Origin of the sequence: Indolivaga macrotermitis (assembly GCF_900128985.1) — a bacterium.
GTDB lineage: Bacteria > Bacteroidota > Bacteroidia > Bacteroidales > Dysgonomonadaceae > Dysgonomonas_A > Dysgonomonas_A macrotermitis.
Map to the genome: position 1 here is coordinate 174,736 of NZ_FQUC01000002.1, position 16,922 is coordinate 191,657.

Annotated in this window: 13 protein-coding genes and 2 pseudogenes; 9 read left to right on the plus strand and 6 right to left on the minus strand. The window is 38.4% G+C overall.

Going from position 1 to position 16,922, the window contains the following annotated elements:
* Positions 1 to 370: 370 nt before the first annotated feature.
* Complete coding sequence (locus BUC12_RS03790) at positions 371 to 745, minus strand: winged helix-turn-helix transcriptional regulator (RefSeq protein WP_062176728.1); 375 nt, start codon at positions 743 to 745, stop codon at positions 371 to 373.
* Positions 746 to 889: 144 nt separating this feature from the next.
* Here BUC12_RS03790 and BUC12_RS03795 point away from each other — a divergent pair, with 144 nt between their 5' ends.
* The 6 genes and pseudogenes from BUC12_RS03795 to arsM all read left to right on the plus strand — a co-directional run bounded on the left by BUC12_RS03795 (position 890) and on the right by arsM (position 4,991).
* Complete coding sequence (locus BUC12_RS03795) at positions 890 to 1,657, plus strand: EFR1 family ferrodoxin (protein WP_062176725.1); 768 nt, start codon at positions 890 to 892, stop codon at positions 1,655 to 1,657.
* A 150-nt stretch (positions 1,658 to 1,807) separates the two neighbouring features.
* Positions 1,808 to 2,134, plus strand: coding sequence for an ArsR/SmtB family transcription factor (locus BUC12_RS03800; protein ID WP_062176722.1), 327 nt, complete (start codon positions 1,808 to 1,810; stop codon positions 2,132 to 2,134).
* A 76-nt stretch (positions 2,135 to 2,210) separates the two neighbouring features.
* Positions 2,211 to 2,660 (plus strand): annotated as a pseudogene (locus BUC12_RS20315) (N-acetyltransferase family protein); the annotation flags it as partial.
* 42 nt (positions 2,661 to 2,702) lie between these two features.
* A complete protein-coding gene (locus tag BUC12_RS20320) occupies positions 2,703 to 3,134 on the plus strand; it encodes an arsenate reductase ArsC (protein ID WP_394333926.1) in 432 nt (143 codons plus the stop codon).
* A complete protein-coding gene (gene arsB, locus BUC12_RS03810) occupies positions 3,127 to 4,161 on the plus strand; it encodes an ACR3 family arsenite efflux transporter (RefSeq protein WP_062176719.1) in 1,035 nt (344 codons plus the stop codon). Before BUC12_RS20320 ends, arsB begins: the two co-directional genes overlap by 8 nt.
* A gap of 17 nt (positions 4,162 to 4,178) precedes the next feature.
* Positions 4,179 to 4,991, plus strand: a complete 813-nt coding sequence (arsM, locus tag BUC12_RS03815; RefSeq protein ID WP_062176716.1) for an arsenite methyltransferase — start codon at positions 4,179 to 4,181, stop codon at positions 4,989 to 4,991.
* 164 nt (positions 4,992 to 5,155) lie between these two features.
* Here arsM and eptA read toward each other — a convergent pair whose 3' ends face one another.
* The 5 genes from eptA to BUC12_RS03840 are packed head-to-tail and all read right to left on the minus strand — an operon-like array spanning position 5,156 to position 9,945.
* On the minus strand, positions 5,156 to 6,679 hold the full coding sequence (gene eptA / locus BUC12_RS03820) for a phosphoethanolamine--lipid A transferase EptA (protein ID WP_062176713.1): 1,524 nt from the start codon (positions 6,677 to 6,679) through the stop codon (positions 5,156 to 5,158).
* Positions 6,666 to 7,511, minus strand: a complete 846-nt coding sequence (locus BUC12_RS03825) for a phosphatase PAP2 family protein (protein WP_073357284.1) — start codon at positions 7,509 to 7,511, stop codon at positions 6,666 to 6,668. Before BUC12_RS03825 ends, eptA begins: the two co-directional genes overlap by 14 nt.
* A gap of 56 nt (positions 7,512 to 7,567) precedes the next feature.
* Positions 7,568 to 8,872 carry a sensor histidine kinase gene (locus BUC12_RS03830; RefSeq protein ID WP_175552601.1) on the minus strand — a complete coding sequence of 435 codons (1,305 nt, stop codon included), beginning with the start codon at positions 8,870 to 8,872 and terminating at the stop codon, positions 7,568 to 7,570.
* Positions 8,835 to 9,518, minus strand: a complete 684-nt coding sequence (locus tag BUC12_RS03835; protein WP_062176707.1) for a response regulator transcription factor — start codon at positions 9,516 to 9,518, stop codon at positions 8,835 to 8,837. The genes BUC12_RS03830 and BUC12_RS03835 overlap by 38 nt, the downstream gene beginning before the upstream one ends.
* Before the next feature lie 7 nt (positions 9,519 to 9,525).
* Positions 9,526 to 9,945, minus strand: a complete 420-nt coding sequence (locus BUC12_RS03840) for an EamA family transporter (protein WP_062176704.1) — start codon at positions 9,943 to 9,945, stop codon at positions 9,526 to 9,528.
* Between the two features lie 536 nt (positions 9,946 to 10,481).
* Here BUC12_RS03840 and BUC12_RS03845 point away from each other — a divergent pair.
* The 3 genes and pseudogenes from BUC12_RS03845 to BUC12_RS03855 all read left to right on the plus strand — a co-directional run bounded on the left by BUC12_RS03845 (position 10,482) and on the right by BUC12_RS03855 (position 16,890).
* The gene (locus tag BUC12_RS03845; protein ID WP_175552602.1) at positions 10,482 to 13,283 is read left to right on the plus strand and encodes a ligand-binding sensor domain-containing protein; all 2,802 of its coding nucleotides are present in this window, start codon (positions 10,482 to 10,484) and stop codon (positions 13,281 to 13,283) included.
* Positions 13,284 to 13,430: 147 nt separating this feature from the next.
* Positions 13,431 to 14,456 (plus strand): annotated as a pseudogene (locus tag BUC12_RS03850) (glycoside hydrolase family 43 protein); the annotation flags it as partial.
* A gap of 13 nt (positions 14,457 to 14,469) precedes the next feature.
* Positions 14,470 to 16,890, plus strand: coding sequence for a family 43 glycosylhydrolase (locus BUC12_RS03855; RefSeq protein ID WP_157257495.1), 2,421 nt, complete (start codon positions 14,470 to 14,472; stop codon positions 16,888 to 16,890).
* Positions 16,891 to 16,922 lie beyond the last annotated feature (32 nt).

Genomic DNA, 16,922 nt, shown 5'->3' on the forward strand with positions numbered 1-16,922 from the left:
GTACTTTTTTAGTCTGACCTAAAAAAGAAACCAAATATGTTTTAAAGCATAAATAAAATAAGTTGTAATTTTATTTAGATAAATATCCGGTAAATACAATATCTATAGAAGCAAGCAAGCTTAATTATTCGTTTTTCTCAAAACAAATCAGACCGGAATTGTAATGGGATACCCCTCATAGAGCAGTTTTGCAGATAAAGGCTGATCTTTATTCAAATCCCCTCCATCCTATTCGATTCTTTACTTATGTGTTAATAAAATCGGTCACTTTATAGGTTCAACTTATCATATTATGATAACAAAAAGGTATATTCTCAGGCACCTCCCCGCTCCAAAAGTCATTCAATAAATTGAAACGAAGCTATTTTATTTAGTATGAGGAACTATCTACCCGTAAGCGAGCTTTTTCTATTTCTCTGATATGCTCATATGACCAGTCGGCGAAACTCTCTATCAAGGGTAATAAGTCTTTACCCAAAGCCGAAAGCTCATATTCTACCCTTGGCGGAATTTCGGGATATACTTTCCGATTGATAAAGCCGTCTTTTTCGAGCATACGAAGGGTACTTGTTAAAACTTTCTGGGATATATCAACAATACATTTATCGAGCTCGTTGAAGCGCATCTTTCCGTTTTCACCCAAAGTGATTATAATGATCATTGACCACTTATTGCCGAAATGTTCCATAACCATCCTGAAAGGGCAGTCTTCGGTATAGGGATATTTTTTCAAAAATTGTTCCATCGTAAATTCCTGTTAATCAACAATCCGTACCGGAAGGTAAGTGACTTCCTCTTATGTAAGCTCTTGTTTGTCAGACAAGAAGTAAATACTTTTATACTTTCCAAAAGTAAGTAACTTTATTTTTATCCGCAAATACTTTTATATATGAATACAACAGAAAAGATCACCATCTATTATTTTTCAGCTACGGGCAACAGCCTGAAAGCAGCTTCTGATATTGCTTCACTTTACACGCAGTCGGAATTGGTAAAGATAAGCCGGAAGGCCACACCCCAACATCCCGATAGTACATCAGTCGGATTTGTTTTTCCCGTTTATATGGGAGGAGTACCGGATATAGTCATTGATTTCCTGAAAGGTTTTCCGTTCAGAAAAGATACATATTACTTTTCCATAGCTACTTACTATACATACAAAGGATCGGCAATATCGGTAGTAAATAAGATACTGAACGATAAAGGGTTCGCATTGAGTTACGGCAATTATATCCCCACGGTTGGTAATTGCCTGAAAGAATACGAAGTACCGGCTTCGAAAAGACCATCGATACTGAAAAAAGCGGATGCTATTACAACAGATATCGCCAATGAAATTAAAGCTAAAATAGAAAAACAACCGTCGCCATATTGTAGATTGTCGGACAAGATTCATAAGGGCTTATTTAATATCTTCTTTAAAGATACACACAAAAAATTCACATTAGAAAATAACTGCACAGGTTGTGGTATGTGCAGCAAAGTGTGCCCTGTAGATAATATTTCGATAACAGATAAGAAACCAGTATGGGGTGTAAACTGCGAATCATGTCATGCGTGCGTACATTGGTGCCCTGGAAATGCGATTAATCTGGGAAAATCGAAAGGAAGATTACAGTACAACAATCCGGATATAAAGGCCGGTAGTTTATTCTAAACCGGCTTATTCTCTATATGATAGAATAAACCAAACAAGCCGTTCCTGGGAGTTTCAGATTGATAAATGAAAAAATAACATAAAATATCATTCGTAACATTACGAATTAAAAACATATTCGTATATTTGCGAACAACAAGAATAACAGATATGTCTAAAAAGGAACTAACCGTCGATCAGGAACAGCTCGCACGTTTTGCCAAAGCAATGGGACACCCTATTCGTATCGCCATTTTACAGATGTTAGCAAGTCAGTCATGTTGCTATCATGGTGATATGTCGGAAATACTGCCTATTGCTAAAAGCACATTGTCGCAACACCTGAATGAATTAAAAGATGCAGAACTGATACAGGGAACAATTACTCTTCCAACAGTAAGGTATTGCATCAATGAAGAAAACTGGGAGAAAGCAAAAAAACTCTTCTCTGCATTTTTTGTAGAGATTAAAAACGAAGATAATTGCAACAAGAAATAAAAAATTTGCCCTCTATATTCGTCAATTCACGAACAACGAATAGTCTGTATAATTACGAATTATAATCTAGCCAAATATGAAGATAAGGGAAGCAACATTAGGCGATGCCAAAGGCATATGCGATATTTATAATTACTATGTGGAGAATACTGCTATTACATTTGAAACGGCAGCTGTCAACGAAACAGAAATGCAACAACGCATTAAAGATTTTTTAGATGATGGTTTTCCTTATTATGTCGGAGAACTTGATGGTAAAATTATCGGCTATTGTTATTTGCACAACTGGAATAACCGCTGCGCCTATTCTTCGACGAAGGAAGTAACCGTATATATCGATAAGGATGTGAAAGGTAAAGGCTTCGGAACAATCCTGTATCAACACCTTTTCAAGGAAATATACAAAAAAGAAGTACATGCACTTATCGCTGGAATTTGTATTCCTAACGAAAGCAGTGTTCACCTGCACGAAAAATTCGGCTTCAGACAGGCCTCACACATGAAAGAAATAGGCTGGAAGTTCGATCAATGGCGCGATGTAGGACATTGGCAGCTTGTAGTAAATCAGATACCGCCAAAAATCCTAATCCTTTGTACGGGCAATAGCTGCCGTAGCCAGATGGCACATGGTTTCTTACAGTCATTCGACCCTAAATTATTAGTCTATTCCGCAGGGACACGGGCAAGCGGAAAAGTAAATCCCAAAGCAATAGAGGTGATGATGGGTGCAGGTGTGGATATTTCGCACCATACATCGGATAATGTAGAACAATATATGAATGAAGAATGGGATTATGTGATAACCGTATGCGGTGGTGCAAATGAAAGCTGTCCCGCATTTTCAGGTAAGGTAAGGAACCGCCTGCATATCGGATTCGACGACCCGTCTGATGCCTCAGGAACAACTGAATTTATACAGTCGGAATATATAAGGGTAAGAGACGATATCAAGAAAGCATTCTATGAACTATATACTAATAACATAAAAGGATATGAGTAAAAGAAAAATGAGTTTCTTAGATAAGAACTTAACACTTTGGATATTCCTTGCAATGGCTATCGGTGTGGGGTTAGGTTATTTCATACCCTCTTTCAGCAGTTATATAGATTCTATGTCGAGCGGCACAACAAATATTCCTTTGGCAATCGGTCTTATACTAATGATGTACCCGCCATTGGCTAAAGTAGACTATAAGCTGCTACCAAAAGTATTTTCAAATATAAGGATATTATCCATTTCGCTAATTCTAAACTGGATTATCGGGCCTGTCTTAATGTTCTTACTTGCTATCCTCTTTTTACACGATTACCCCGAATATATGGTGGGAGTTATCCTGATAGGTCTTGCAAGATGTATAGCGATGGTTCTTGTATGGAACGATCTAGCAGAAGGTAACACGGAGTACGGTGCGGGATTGGTAGCCCTGAACAGTATCTTTCAGGTATTCTTTTACAGTTTTTATACATGGATATTTGTAACCAAATTGCCCCCGTTATTTGGCTTTGAGGGTGCTATCGTGGATATATCAATAGGAACAATAGCCAAAACTGTCGCTATTTATTTAGGTATTCCGTTCCTGATGGGTATTCTTAGCCGTTTGATACTGGTAAAAGTAAAAGGAGAGCAATGGTATAAAGAAAAATTTATCCCTGCCATATCCCCTATCACCCTCATAGCATTATTGTTTACCATCATTCTAATGTTCAGCCTGAAAGGCGAACTGATAGTACAAATACCATTAGATGTGGTGCGTATAGCCATACCGCTACTTATCTATTTCGTGGTAATGTTCTTCCTCAGTTTCTTTGCCGGTAAATTAATGGGCGCATCTTACGACAAAAATGTATCTATAGCCTTCACAGCCACAGGCAATAACTTCGAACTGGCTATTGCTGTTGCGATCGGTGTATTCGGATTACACAGCGGACAGGCCTTTGCCGGCGTGGTAGGTCCACTAGTCGAAGTACCTATACTCATCTTATTAGTGAATATAGCCTTTTGGTTAAGAAAGAAATATTATAAATAGCTACAAGAGTTTTAAATATGAAAACGAACGAAGAAAAGAAAGCTTTAGTAAAACAACAATACAGTGAACTGGCATTAAGCGCCGATGAACTGAAAGGCAAATGTTGCTGTGGCACAAAACCAATGTCGCCGGCAAAGAAAGTGTTTACCATCATGAGTGAAGATTACTCGAAATTGAAAGGCTATGAAGCGGATGCCGACTTAGGTGTAGGCTGCGGGCTTCCAACCGAATATGCCGGAATAAAAGAAGGCGATACGGTTATAGATCTGGGCTCGGGTGCGGGGAACGATTGTTTTATTGCAAGAGCTGAAACAGGTGAGTCGGGAAGAATTATCGGAATAGACTTTTCTCCGCAGATGATTGAACGGGCACGCAAAAATGCAACAAAGCGGGGCTACACAAATGTGGTATTTATAGAGGGGGATATAGAGGAAATGCCTGTACCGGATAATACCGCCGATGTTGTTGTCAGCAATTGTGTATTGAACCTGCTTCCCGAAAAAGATAAGATTTTTAATGAGATATACCGTGTATTAAAGCATGGTGGACATTTTTGCATATCCGACGTGGTATTGAACGGTATGTTTCCTAAGGAGTTTACCGATAATGCTTCGATGTATGCAGGTTGTATTGCGAGTGCTATTCAGAAAGAGGATTATTTGTCAGAAATAAAAAAAGCCAATTTTGAGGATATAAAAATCGAGCGGACAAAAACAGTTGTAATTCCTGACGATGTCCTGAAGGAACATCTGGATGAAGAGACTATCGAAAAATACAAAAAAGGTAATGTCGGCATTTACTCTATCACCGTTACAGGTAAACGTCCTTAAATATCAGATGACAAACTCCCGAAATTTTCCGGGAGTTTGTTATTATCGATAATTTATATAGCCTCTTTAGTTAACTTTATGTAACTTCATGATTTCACAGCTATACTTTTGGATCTGAAAAACAGCATAAATAATATAAATAATTATCGTTCTTTTGCTGTCAGTTATTTAAAGATGTTCATTTTCTCATCATAAACAGGACTTTGTATACTTAAGAAATTTAACACACTATGAAACACGTGGTTTTGAGATAATATTTTATTAGGTTTGAGCTGTTTTGAACTATTGTCGGATACCCAGACTATAAAGGGAATCTCATATTGTTCTTTAGGAGCAATACTTAAAGGTACCCCATGCATATAAAGGTTTTTTTCACCTAAAGATTCTCCATGATCCGAAACAAAAAGCATTGCACTTTTGTATTCTTTCAGCTGTTTCAAATCTTCAATTATACTATATAAGATATAATCAGTATAAACAATCGTATTATCGTATGCATTGATCAACTCTTGGTGAGAACAATCTCCTAATTCGACACTGTTACAAACAGGCTTAAAAACCTCAAATCGGGGAGGATATTTCTTGCTATATGTGGGTCCATGACTTGTGCTTGTATGCAATATTATTAATACTTTATTTTTCTTACTTGCCAATATTTGCTCTTTCAGTCCGGTCAAAAGAATTTCGTCATAATTACAACCTTCGCCTTTGCAATTTGCCTTTAAGGTATCCCTATTCTGATAGTTTTTTATATGAACCGGAGGCTCCCCCCAATTTGTAGTTCTCCAAATAACATCTACATTATTCCTATATAAGTAATTGGGTAGAATCTCATACAGATCATTAGTTCTCATATGCTCCAAAATACCTTTTACTCCTGCAGTAGTGTATGTGGCACAAGAAGTCGCATTGAAATGAAACAGGTTCTCTGTTTTAGAAAGTAACGGATTCGTATTTTTCTCATAACCGTACAACGAAAAATTTTGGCTTCTTGCAGATTCTCCTATGACCAAGACCACAACCGATTTTTCATTATTTGTTATGGTTGCATTGGGTAATAAAATCTCTTTTTTATTTTTATTGTGTTTATCAATATAAAAAAGTGCAATATTTACCGAATAAGACCAAGGCATAGCAAGCCCTCCCAATTTTTTCGAATTTTTATCAATCCATAACCAATTGCTTGCATTTGCAAATACCAGAATCACAATAAATAATAAAGTAAGCGAAGAGGTTATTAAAAATTTCTTCCATGTTACGTTTATGATTTTAATCTTAATGATATAAATAGCCGGAATAATTCCTAAAAGAATTACGTACAATATTAATTTAAAGGAGAAAAAGCTGGTAGACTCTTCATAATCGGTATTGAGTATATTCCCAATCATACTTTTGTCTATTATGACGCCGTAAGTATTAATAAAGTAAACTGCGACAGAATTAATAATGAAGAACGTTATCAATAAAGGTTTCCCTACAAAACGGGAGAGAGAAAATAACAGGTAAAAAACAAAAGCATTTACAACCAGCATTATAATAATTAAACTTATAATTATAACAATGCCATTCAAACTTTTATAGTCTAGATTCTGAAAGACAAAACAATAAAATGGAAAATGAAAGAATACTAAATTCAAGAAACTCATCAACAAAACGAAGTGAGTTATTTTTATGCTATTTTTTAACATATATAGTTATAGTTTTATATAATGAAATCATTAAACTCACAAGTGATAAATAATAAATAACCAGATTTTCAGCCATTATTCTGCCGATTAATGCGATACTGCAAATTAGAAACAAAAGAATAAAAATCGGGTAGTATCTTTTATCATTAATCCATGTCCAAATTTTATATTTTCGGCTAATAAAGATACCCGCAAGCCCCAGTAGATATCCGATAATACCTCCTATAATGACATCAAGAGGATAATGTGCTCCGATACCTACTCTCGTGAAGACAAGAACCGATCCTGTAAGAATCACAAAAAAAGACCATAAAATTCTATATCCCGATTTTGAGGGCATTAATGCAAATAATAAAATTGTAAGTATTGCGAAAATCGTAATCGAGTGTCCTGAAGGTAAACTTGTGTGTCCTGACAATGCCTTCCCAACAATAACAAAACTACTATGATCAAATACTGCCGCAGGTCTGGGTACTGCAAATATTTTTTTTAATAAACACGAAAATACAAGTGATAGCAACAAACTCGATATTAAAGACTCCCATATCTTGGGCGCATACATTATTAATATACTTAATAACGACAGAAAAATAAGGTCGTCTCCTAACTGTGTCAGATTGAATTGCAGATCCGGATCCTGCCCCAAATAATAATTAATAAAAAAGAAAGTCTTTGTTTGAATTTTTATATATGCATCAGAAGATAGAGCATTCTCATTATACAAGAAGAATACAATTGCAATCAATAAAAATACAGGTAAAAAGAATAAAGAAGGTTTGAGGTTTGAATAATTATCTATAATAAGTTTATTAATATCTTTTTTTGTTTCCATATTTTACTAGTTCTTATCTTGCAAAGTACTAGCTCAATTTTGGAGAAATTTAGAATTTAGGTGTGCAGGAAAATAACATAAAAGCGATGTAATTCATCCGTGTAATTATACCCGACTTCCCAGCCATGCAACTTACATATCTGATTTACAATTGACAATCCTAAACCGTTTCCCTTTCTCTCTTCGGATGTACGGCTAAACCGGCGGAATACTTTATCTTTATTTAACGAAGACTTACCGCCACTATTACTAATCTGGAAAGTATTATCTTTAACTTCGATATTTATAAGTCCTCCACCGTAATTGTGCCGGATAGCGTTTGAAATCAGATTATTTATTAAACTTTCCAGCAATACTTTATTAGCTGTAATTATCAAAGGGTTCTGAATATCTACAACTAATGTAATTCTATTATTAGATGCGAGCTCTTTAAAATACGTCAGCTGATGTTCTAACAACTGGCTGAGATCAATAGTAATAGTTTCTTTGAACTGAGAATTATCTATTCTCGATAACAACAATAAGTTCTTATTTAATCGGGTCAACCGGGAAGATACATCATAAAGGGACTCTATAACATTCATCTGAGATTCGTTCAAACTGGAATCTTGCAGAAGGAGATCCAGTTGAGACTGAAACACAGCCAGAGGGGTTTGCAATTCATGCGAAGCATTCTCGGTAAACTCTTTTTGCTGATTATAACTTGTTATATTATCTTGCATGAACTTCCTGAGATTATTATTCAACCGCACAAACTCAGTGGTTGTAGTCTTCTCAAAATCCGGAACTTTTCCTTTTTCAAGTTTGAAGTTTTCTATTTCATTCAGGCTATTATAAAAAGGTTTCCATAAACGTCGGGACAATATACGCTGAAGAGTTAATAAACCAATAATAATTATGACAAAGAATAGTAGATACTGAATACCAAGAGTACGCAACAAATCTTTTGTTTCAATCATTGCAATACGGGACATAAAGACATAGGGTTCTCCTTCAATATTTATTTTGTTATAATATATACGATAGTCTATTTCATGTTTTTCGGCCTGACTGTAAAATGGCTTCTGTACAACCTTATTCAATGGATATGTATTTTCGAAAGGATAGATTTTCATATCTTCATTAAATCTGTTCCAATATTCGATATCAGATATTTTAAGGGAAGGCAAATCATCTTTTACAAACTGTTCGCTGCGAAATTCTATTAACTCATCCAGATCTTCAGCATACAAAGCTTCCATCACAAAGAAGAACAGAGGAAAGCAACACAACATAATAATTGTCGTGAATACCAAAAACAATCTCGAACTTTTAGTTAGTAAGCTAGTCATTTTCTTCTTCCCATTTATATCCGGTTCCATATACCGTTTTGATACATCCCTCACACCCTGCATCATGCAATTTCGATTTCAGATTTTTTATATGTGCATATACGAAACTATGGCTATCAAGCATATCAGCCATATCTCCAGACAAATGTTCGGCAATTGCATTTTTCGATATTACCTTATTTTTATTTCCAACCAAGAATAATAACAATTCATATTCCGATTTAGTTAATAGGATTTCCGTTTCGCCGATAAATACGGTCTTTGCGAGGAGATGAATAACAACCCCATTCGATACTAATGTATTGTTGTGAGAGAATTGTTGTCTACGTAATAAGGCATAAATCCGGATACTAAGCTCGGGCAGAGGAAACGGTTTTGCCAGATAATCATCCGCTCCAATCAGTAATCCTTTTATTTTATCGTCTAAGGATCCCCGGGCCGATATAATAATAACTCCACTGTCTATATTACGTTCTTTTATTGTTTCAAGAATCTTTAGCCCATCTCCTCCCGGCAGATTTAAGTCTAACAGAATGCAGTCGTATGTATATATATCTATCTTGTCTATAGCTTCGCTATATGTAAAAGCCTGTTCGCACAAGTAATCAACTGAGGTCAAGTAGGTTACTATATTATTAGATAAATCTCGTTCATCCTCTATCAATAAAATCTTCATACTGTATTTATTTGTCGGTTAAGATAACAAGTGAACCTCCTGCAATTAAAAGTCCGCCTAATATGACTTTCCAACTGACAGGCTCTTTTAGTATTATAAACGAGAGGAATATAGTTATTACCACGCTCATCTTATCTATGGGTGCTACTTTAGAAGCGTCCCCCAATTGTAGAGCCTTAAAGTAAAATAACCAAGATAATCCGGTAGCCACACCTGATAGAATAAGGAACAGCCAGTTCGTTTTACTTAGCTCCTTTATATCTCCCAGACTATTACCTGTAATAACAATCCCCCATGTAATGAGCAGGATTATACAGGTTCGTATAGCAGTAGCCAGGTTAGAATCAATATTCCTGATTCCGACTTTGGCAAAGATTGCCGTTAAAGCAGCAAAAATTGCCGAAAGGATAGCGTACCATTTCCACATAATCCTAGTTTTTACTCAAAATTATACGTCCAATTTTGTAGGAATTTAGAATAACGAATTTATTCATATAATTCAACATTTCTACAATGTTACCGGTTCATCTTTGATCCGATTAAAAAATTATCACTAAAAAGAAACACCCCCTCATAATACTCTACCTTACAACCGATTACTCTTTTCACCAATAATATCATCAGGGCCGACCAACACCGAATAACCATCACATATACAACACTTTAAAAAACATCAAAACGACCACAAAGTGAACAAACATAGTGTTTTCCTCGGTATTTTGTCCGATAATATTATTGTCATTTTCTGTATGTCAATACAAAGATTACGATTATTTTAAACAATGATTAAAAATAAAAGACTAAAACGCAAAGAGAAAAATGCTATTTTTGGATACTGGTATTCAGAAACATATGAAGCCTCACAGAATATACTTAATATTTATCTTTCTATTTTGTATTGCTTCTCCGGCAATAACACAGAATATGGTTTTGACGGAGTTGCCAACACAGAAACAACTTCCCATGGCTCAGATATACAGAGTCTTTCAGGATTCCGAGGGATATATGTGGTACGGAACGGAAGGAGGAGGCCTTTGTCGTGACGACGGATATACAGTCACTGTTTTCAGATCGGATTTTCACACGCCCCGTTTACTGGAAAGTAATTGGATAACCTGCATCACGGAAGATAATGAGCACAAGATTTGGTTCGGCACAAAACGGGGCTTATATATTCTCGACAAGAAAGATTACAGCATTACTTCGCTCGAAGATAAAGAGATTGAGCGTTGGGCGATAGATGCGATATTGTCAGCTTCAGACGGAACACTTTGGGTTTCTGCCGGGAATAGGCTATTCCGTTACGATGCAGATCAAAAAAGATTGGACTCGTATACCGTTAGATGGAATGGAGAGTTCCGATCGGTTTCTCAGATTTATGAAGATAATTTATCCGATATATGGATCGTACAGTGGCGGGGAGGGCTATTCAGGTTTGATATGGAAAAAAATGACTTTGTATCGTGCAACTGGCCATTCGAGGATAGCCCTACATACATTATGAAGGATCACAATTCCGGTAGTTATTGGATCTCGACATGGGGTAAAGGAATTGTCCGGTTTGATCCGGGTGCGGAAAATCATAAAAATATGTTTTCTGAGAGTCCCGCTTTTTATGAATCAGATGATTCTAGGAGATATATCAACGGTATGGCTCAGGACAGCATCCTGAATTATCTATGGACAATAACAACCGATAATTTATATATATACAAAGTATCGGTGACAAACGAATTGTATCCGGTCGAAGAACCGGACATATTGTCTTCGGAAAAAAAGATACTGAATCAGATAATCAGTGACAAGGCTGGAAATATCTGGGTGCCGGCATACTATCCGCACACTTTCATTGTTTCTTTCCATCAAAACCAGGCAGTTCGCTATACCGTTCCCAAGATGGAAAAGAATTACGGGTATCCGGCATCTCCTGTTTCGTTTGTATATGATGATGGTGATTACTGGTTTTTTCAAAGGCGAACCGGACTGTATTTGTGTAATTCGGCGGATAATGGGCTTTTGTCTATTTCGGAATTACCCGGTTTTAAAGGTAAAAAAATATCCCCGTTACTGGAACAGTCTAAAAATGGTAATGGAATTTTTTCGGTAGCAAACGACACAATTGTTATGCGACTTACGTACAGTAAAACTGTAAGCTCCGAGTATATTATCAGTTTGCCATATGACGACAGAATACACACCCTACATGAAGATTCAGACTCAAATCTATGGATCGGTACCAGCAATAATCTTTTTAAATATGATCTTCGGTTACATGCATTATCCAATGTAGTCAGAGACATCGGCATAGTAAACGATATTGTTGTCGCATCTGACGGAAAGGTGTTTTTGGCAACGGAAAAACAAGGACTGTGTATAGTGCAGCCGGATGATACATTATATAATTACCACAAAGAGGAGAATTTTTCTATATTAACCGAAGCTCCAAATTTTATAATCTGGGCAGGAACTCAACAGGGGAACGTATATTATTATGCTCCCGGTGGAAAAGAAATAGTATCCGTAACAAAGGATTGTGCATTGAATGGTGATGCCATTCTTGCTATCGAAGCAGATAATCATGGATATATCTGGATTTTGACGGATCAACGGATCGTTATATATGATCCCGTTACTAAGTCAACCAACGTTGTATATAATTCTGATCCATCTGTATTGATGAATAACTTTCTTTCTTTATACAAAGACGAAAAAGGAATTATTCATGTCGGAGGGACGGACGGATTTTGTTCTTTCCCGGATTATGACAGATTTAATACGACAAACGCTAATATTCCCGTCAAACTTTCTTCGATTAAAGTAAACGGGGATGTGAGATTGACAGGCTATTCAGAGGAAGTAATCACTTTGCAGCCTAAAGAACAGAATATCGAATTGTTTTTTTCAACTCCCGACCATTTGAATGCTAAAAATATCCGGTATGCATTTCGCTATAACGAAGAGAAAGAATATTGGAATTACCTGCTGGAAGGACAAAACAATATTTTTCTTACAGGGCTTGCCAAAGGAGAATATGTTCTATACGTTAAGGCTACTGATAAGAACGGATATTGGGGAGATAACAGTATAAAAATAGTTGTTCGACGTTTACCTGCATGGTATGAAACAACATTCGCTTATGTAATATACATATTCATCATAATTGCGATTATCTGCATTGTTTTATATTATTATTCGGAGTGGAAAAAGCGCAAGTTGATTGACGAACAAATCCATAACAGCGCGAAAGACCTTCAGGAACTCGTTTCCCAATTATCGGAAAACACTCTTACACCTGCACCAGCGGAGGGCCTGAACCTGAAAGACCTCTTGGTGAGTATGCAAAAAATACTGCAACGGCAGAAAGAGCAAAAAGATAATTCCACAGATATTACCCCATCCGATGAAAAACCCTTATCGCTTTCCGATGAAAAGTTTATTCAGAGGGCATTGGACTACGTAGAGCAAAACATCGACAATTCCGATTACTCAGTAGAGCAGTTGAGCAAAGATTTGGGGATGGAACGAACCGGACTTTACCGGAAGTTAGGGTCGATTATCGACAAAACCCCTACCTCATTCATACGGTCTATTCGTTTGAAACGCGCCGCGCGGTTATTAGAAGAAGGCTGTACTGTATCGGAAGCAGCAGACCGTGTAGGGTTTGGCACTTCCAGTTATTTGAGCCGGTGTTTTCAGGAAGAATTCGGAATTAAGCCATCTCAATATATAGCTTCATTCAAACAGCGTAAAAAAACGACAGATTAGATAATCATTCAACCAGAGTGACGTCTTTTTCAACATTTGTACGCCCCATTTCGATGGGGCGTTTCTATTTTTGCAGTACCTGTAACACCTAATAAATGTAACATGAAACCAATTGGAAAAAGAAATTTGCTCATTCCTGCTTTGCTTTTATTGCTCGTAGGTTGTGCTTCATCCGGTGAATCCAAATTCCCACAGGAGAAAGACATGAAAGCTTATCTACTTGTCTATTTCAAGGACAGCAACCACAGCCTGCATATGGCGATCAGTGCCGATGGATACAGTTTTACCGACATAAATAACGGCAATCCTGTTATAGCCGGCGATACAGTAGCTTTGCAGCGGGGGATACGCGATCCGCATATAATGCGTGGCGGGGATAATATGTTTTATCTGGCCATGACGGATTTGCATATTTACGCAAAACGTGAAGGATTCCGGGAAACTGAATGGGAACGACCCCGTGAGGAATACGGATGGGGAAATAACCGGGGTTTTGTTTTGATGAAATCGCCGGATCTTATCAACTGGACAAGAGCAAACGTAAGCATCGACGAAACTTTTACCGGATATGACGATATCGGGAGCGCCTGGGCACCCCAAACCATTTGGGATGAGGAAGAAGGGAAGCCGATGATCTATTACACAATGCGCTTTAAGACGGGGCACGATAAACTATATTATACCTATGCCGATGTGGACTTTACCCGTTTACTTACCGAACCCAGACTTTTATTCGAATACCCGGAAGATTTAACGTATATAGATGGCGATATTATCAAAGTCGGCAATCGATATCATCTGTTCTATGTCCCTCACGACGGTACTCCGGGAATAAAACAGGCAGTATCCGACCGGATCAACAGCGGCTATCAGTACGATCCGAAATGGGTCGATTCGGAAGAACTCAAAGTTGAAGCTCCCAATGTCTGGAAACGCATCGGTGAAGATAAATGGGTGCTTATGTATGATATTTACGGACTAAGGCCGCCAAATTTCGGATTTGAAGAGACTTCGGATTTTAAAACATTTACTAACATCGGACGCTTTAACGAAGGGGTTATGAAAGCCACAAATTTTGAAATGCCTAAACATGGCGCGGTGGTGCACCTTACAAAAAAAGAGGCGGAAAGTTTGTGTAAACATTGGGGATTGGAAATGTCTTTTAATAAATAATAATTTGAACGATATGAATAAGTGTTTTTTAATGATTTTATGCCTGATGGCGTTTATTCCGGGCGTACATTCTGCGGACGGAGGATATCCGAAGGTAATTCTCAAGGGCGATTATGCCGACCCGACAATACTGAGGGATGGAAATGATTTTTATATGACCCATTCCGCATTTGTTTATGCTCCGGGGTTCTTAATATGGCACTCTACCGATCTTGTAAACTGGCAGCCGTTGACTCGTACCATGACAGCGATAACGGGTTCCGCTTATGCTCCCGACCTGATAAAACACGGAGACAAATATTATATTTATTACCCGTCTAACGGGACTAATTATGTAATCTGGGCAGATAATATTACAGGGCCATGGAGTAGCCCCATCGACCTGAAAACAGGGCTTATCGATCCCGGACATGTCGTTGGAGAGGAGGGTAAACGTTACCTTCACCTTAGTAAAGGGATGATGGTGGAGCTTACTGACAACGGATTAGCGATTGCTGGTGAACCTTTTAAAACTTACGAGGGGTGGCAATATCCAAGAGATTGGGAGGTAGAATGTTTCTGCCTCGAATCGCCCAAACTCACTTATAAAGATGGGTGGTACTATATGACAAGTGCCGAAGGCGGTACAGCAGGGCCGGCGACCAGCCACATGGTTGTTTCGGCACGCTCGCGAAGCGCAAAAGGCCCATGGGAAAATTCACCGTATAACCCCATTATCCATACTTATTCCGCCGATGAACAATGGTGGTCGAAAGGCCATGGAACTTTAGTCGATGATGCCCAGGGGAATTGGTGGATCGTTTACCACGCTTACGAAAAAGACAGCCATACGCTCGGCCGCCAGACATTGATCGATCCTATAAAATGGACGGAGGACGGATGGTTCCTGTTGGATAAAGATCGCGCCTCACTAAAGAGTGACCCTTATTTTTCAGGTATGGAATTATCCGATGATTTTTCATCGGACAAGCCCGGAATACAATGGACGACCTGGGGGAGATATGACGAACAGAATTTTTTACTCGAAAACAACAGCCTTTATATGAAAGGCAAAGGAACTACGCCGAGAAACGGACGATTGCTGTTGATTACGGCTCCTTATAAAAATTACCAGATACAAACCGAGGTAACTGTAGAAGAAAATAATTCAGGAGGGTTAGTGCTATTTTACCGCGACAATGTTTTCGCCGGGATTACTTCCGACGGAACACATTTTACTATCTATAAAAGCGCGGATGAGAAGGAGGAAGTCGTGAACAAATTCGGCAAACATTTCTTTGTAAAAATTATCAATCAGCAGGATATTTGTACTATACAGGTAAGTGGTGACGGCCGGGAGTGGGAAACCGTATCGGAAAATCTCGATGTATCCGGTATGCACCACAATAACCACAGGGGATTCTTCGCGCTACGGCCCGGAATCGTAGCAACGGGAGAACAAACGGTGCGTTTCCACGATTTCAAATATACCGCCGGGGTACTGGCACCGAAGCCCGCTTTTCGTGATCCGGTATATGACGGTGCGGCTGATCCGGTTGTTATCTGGAATCCGTTTTTTAAAAAATGGTGGATGTATTATACCAATCGCCGGGCGACCGAAACCCATCTTCCGGGAGTAAGCTGGGTATTTAAAACACCCATCGGCATAGCCGAATCTACAGACGGTGCTAACTGGACATATGCTGGAACGGCTAACTTCCCGGAGCTTCCGGAAGAAGCAGGAGGCGAAAATGCGACTTTATGGGCGCCGGATGTAGTTGCCGGAAATGACGGCAAATGGCATATGTACCTCAGCATACAGCCCGGTGTGGCAGAACGTTGGGGAGTGGTTCCCGGCTATATAGCCCACCTGGTCAGCGGGGATATGCGCGATTGGCAATACGTCCGCAAGTTCGACCTTCCTGCCGGAAGTTATGATGCCGATGTTATCAGAATGCCTGACAGTACATGGAGGATGTATTATAAAGATCCTACGGGCGGAGCCTCCACATTTTACTATATGACGAGTGAAAACCTGTATGACTGGAGCGAACCGGTAAGAGTTCTTTCCCAAAAAGGCGAAGGACCTATCGTATTCAATTGGAAAGATTACTATTGGATGATATTATGTGACGGGCTTGGATTTACCACGCTCCGTTCTGCCGACGCTGAGAAATGGGAACTGCAACCCGGAGGTAAGTTAATGCCCGACGGAACCGGAACCGGTATAGACGATATTCCTGCTGCGCTTCACGGGGAAATCGTTATCTCCGATAATAGAGCTTATCTTTATTATTTCACCCATCCGGGAAGAGTTGGCGAGGACAAAAACAAAGACGGCTTTGATCAGCGGCGTTCATCCATACAGGTAGTCGAACTAATGTTTAAAGACGGATGGATTTCCGCAGACCGCAATCAACCGACTTTTGTACAGTTAAATAATCCGAAAGAATAACATTATAAAACTACTTATTACCGACTAATGGA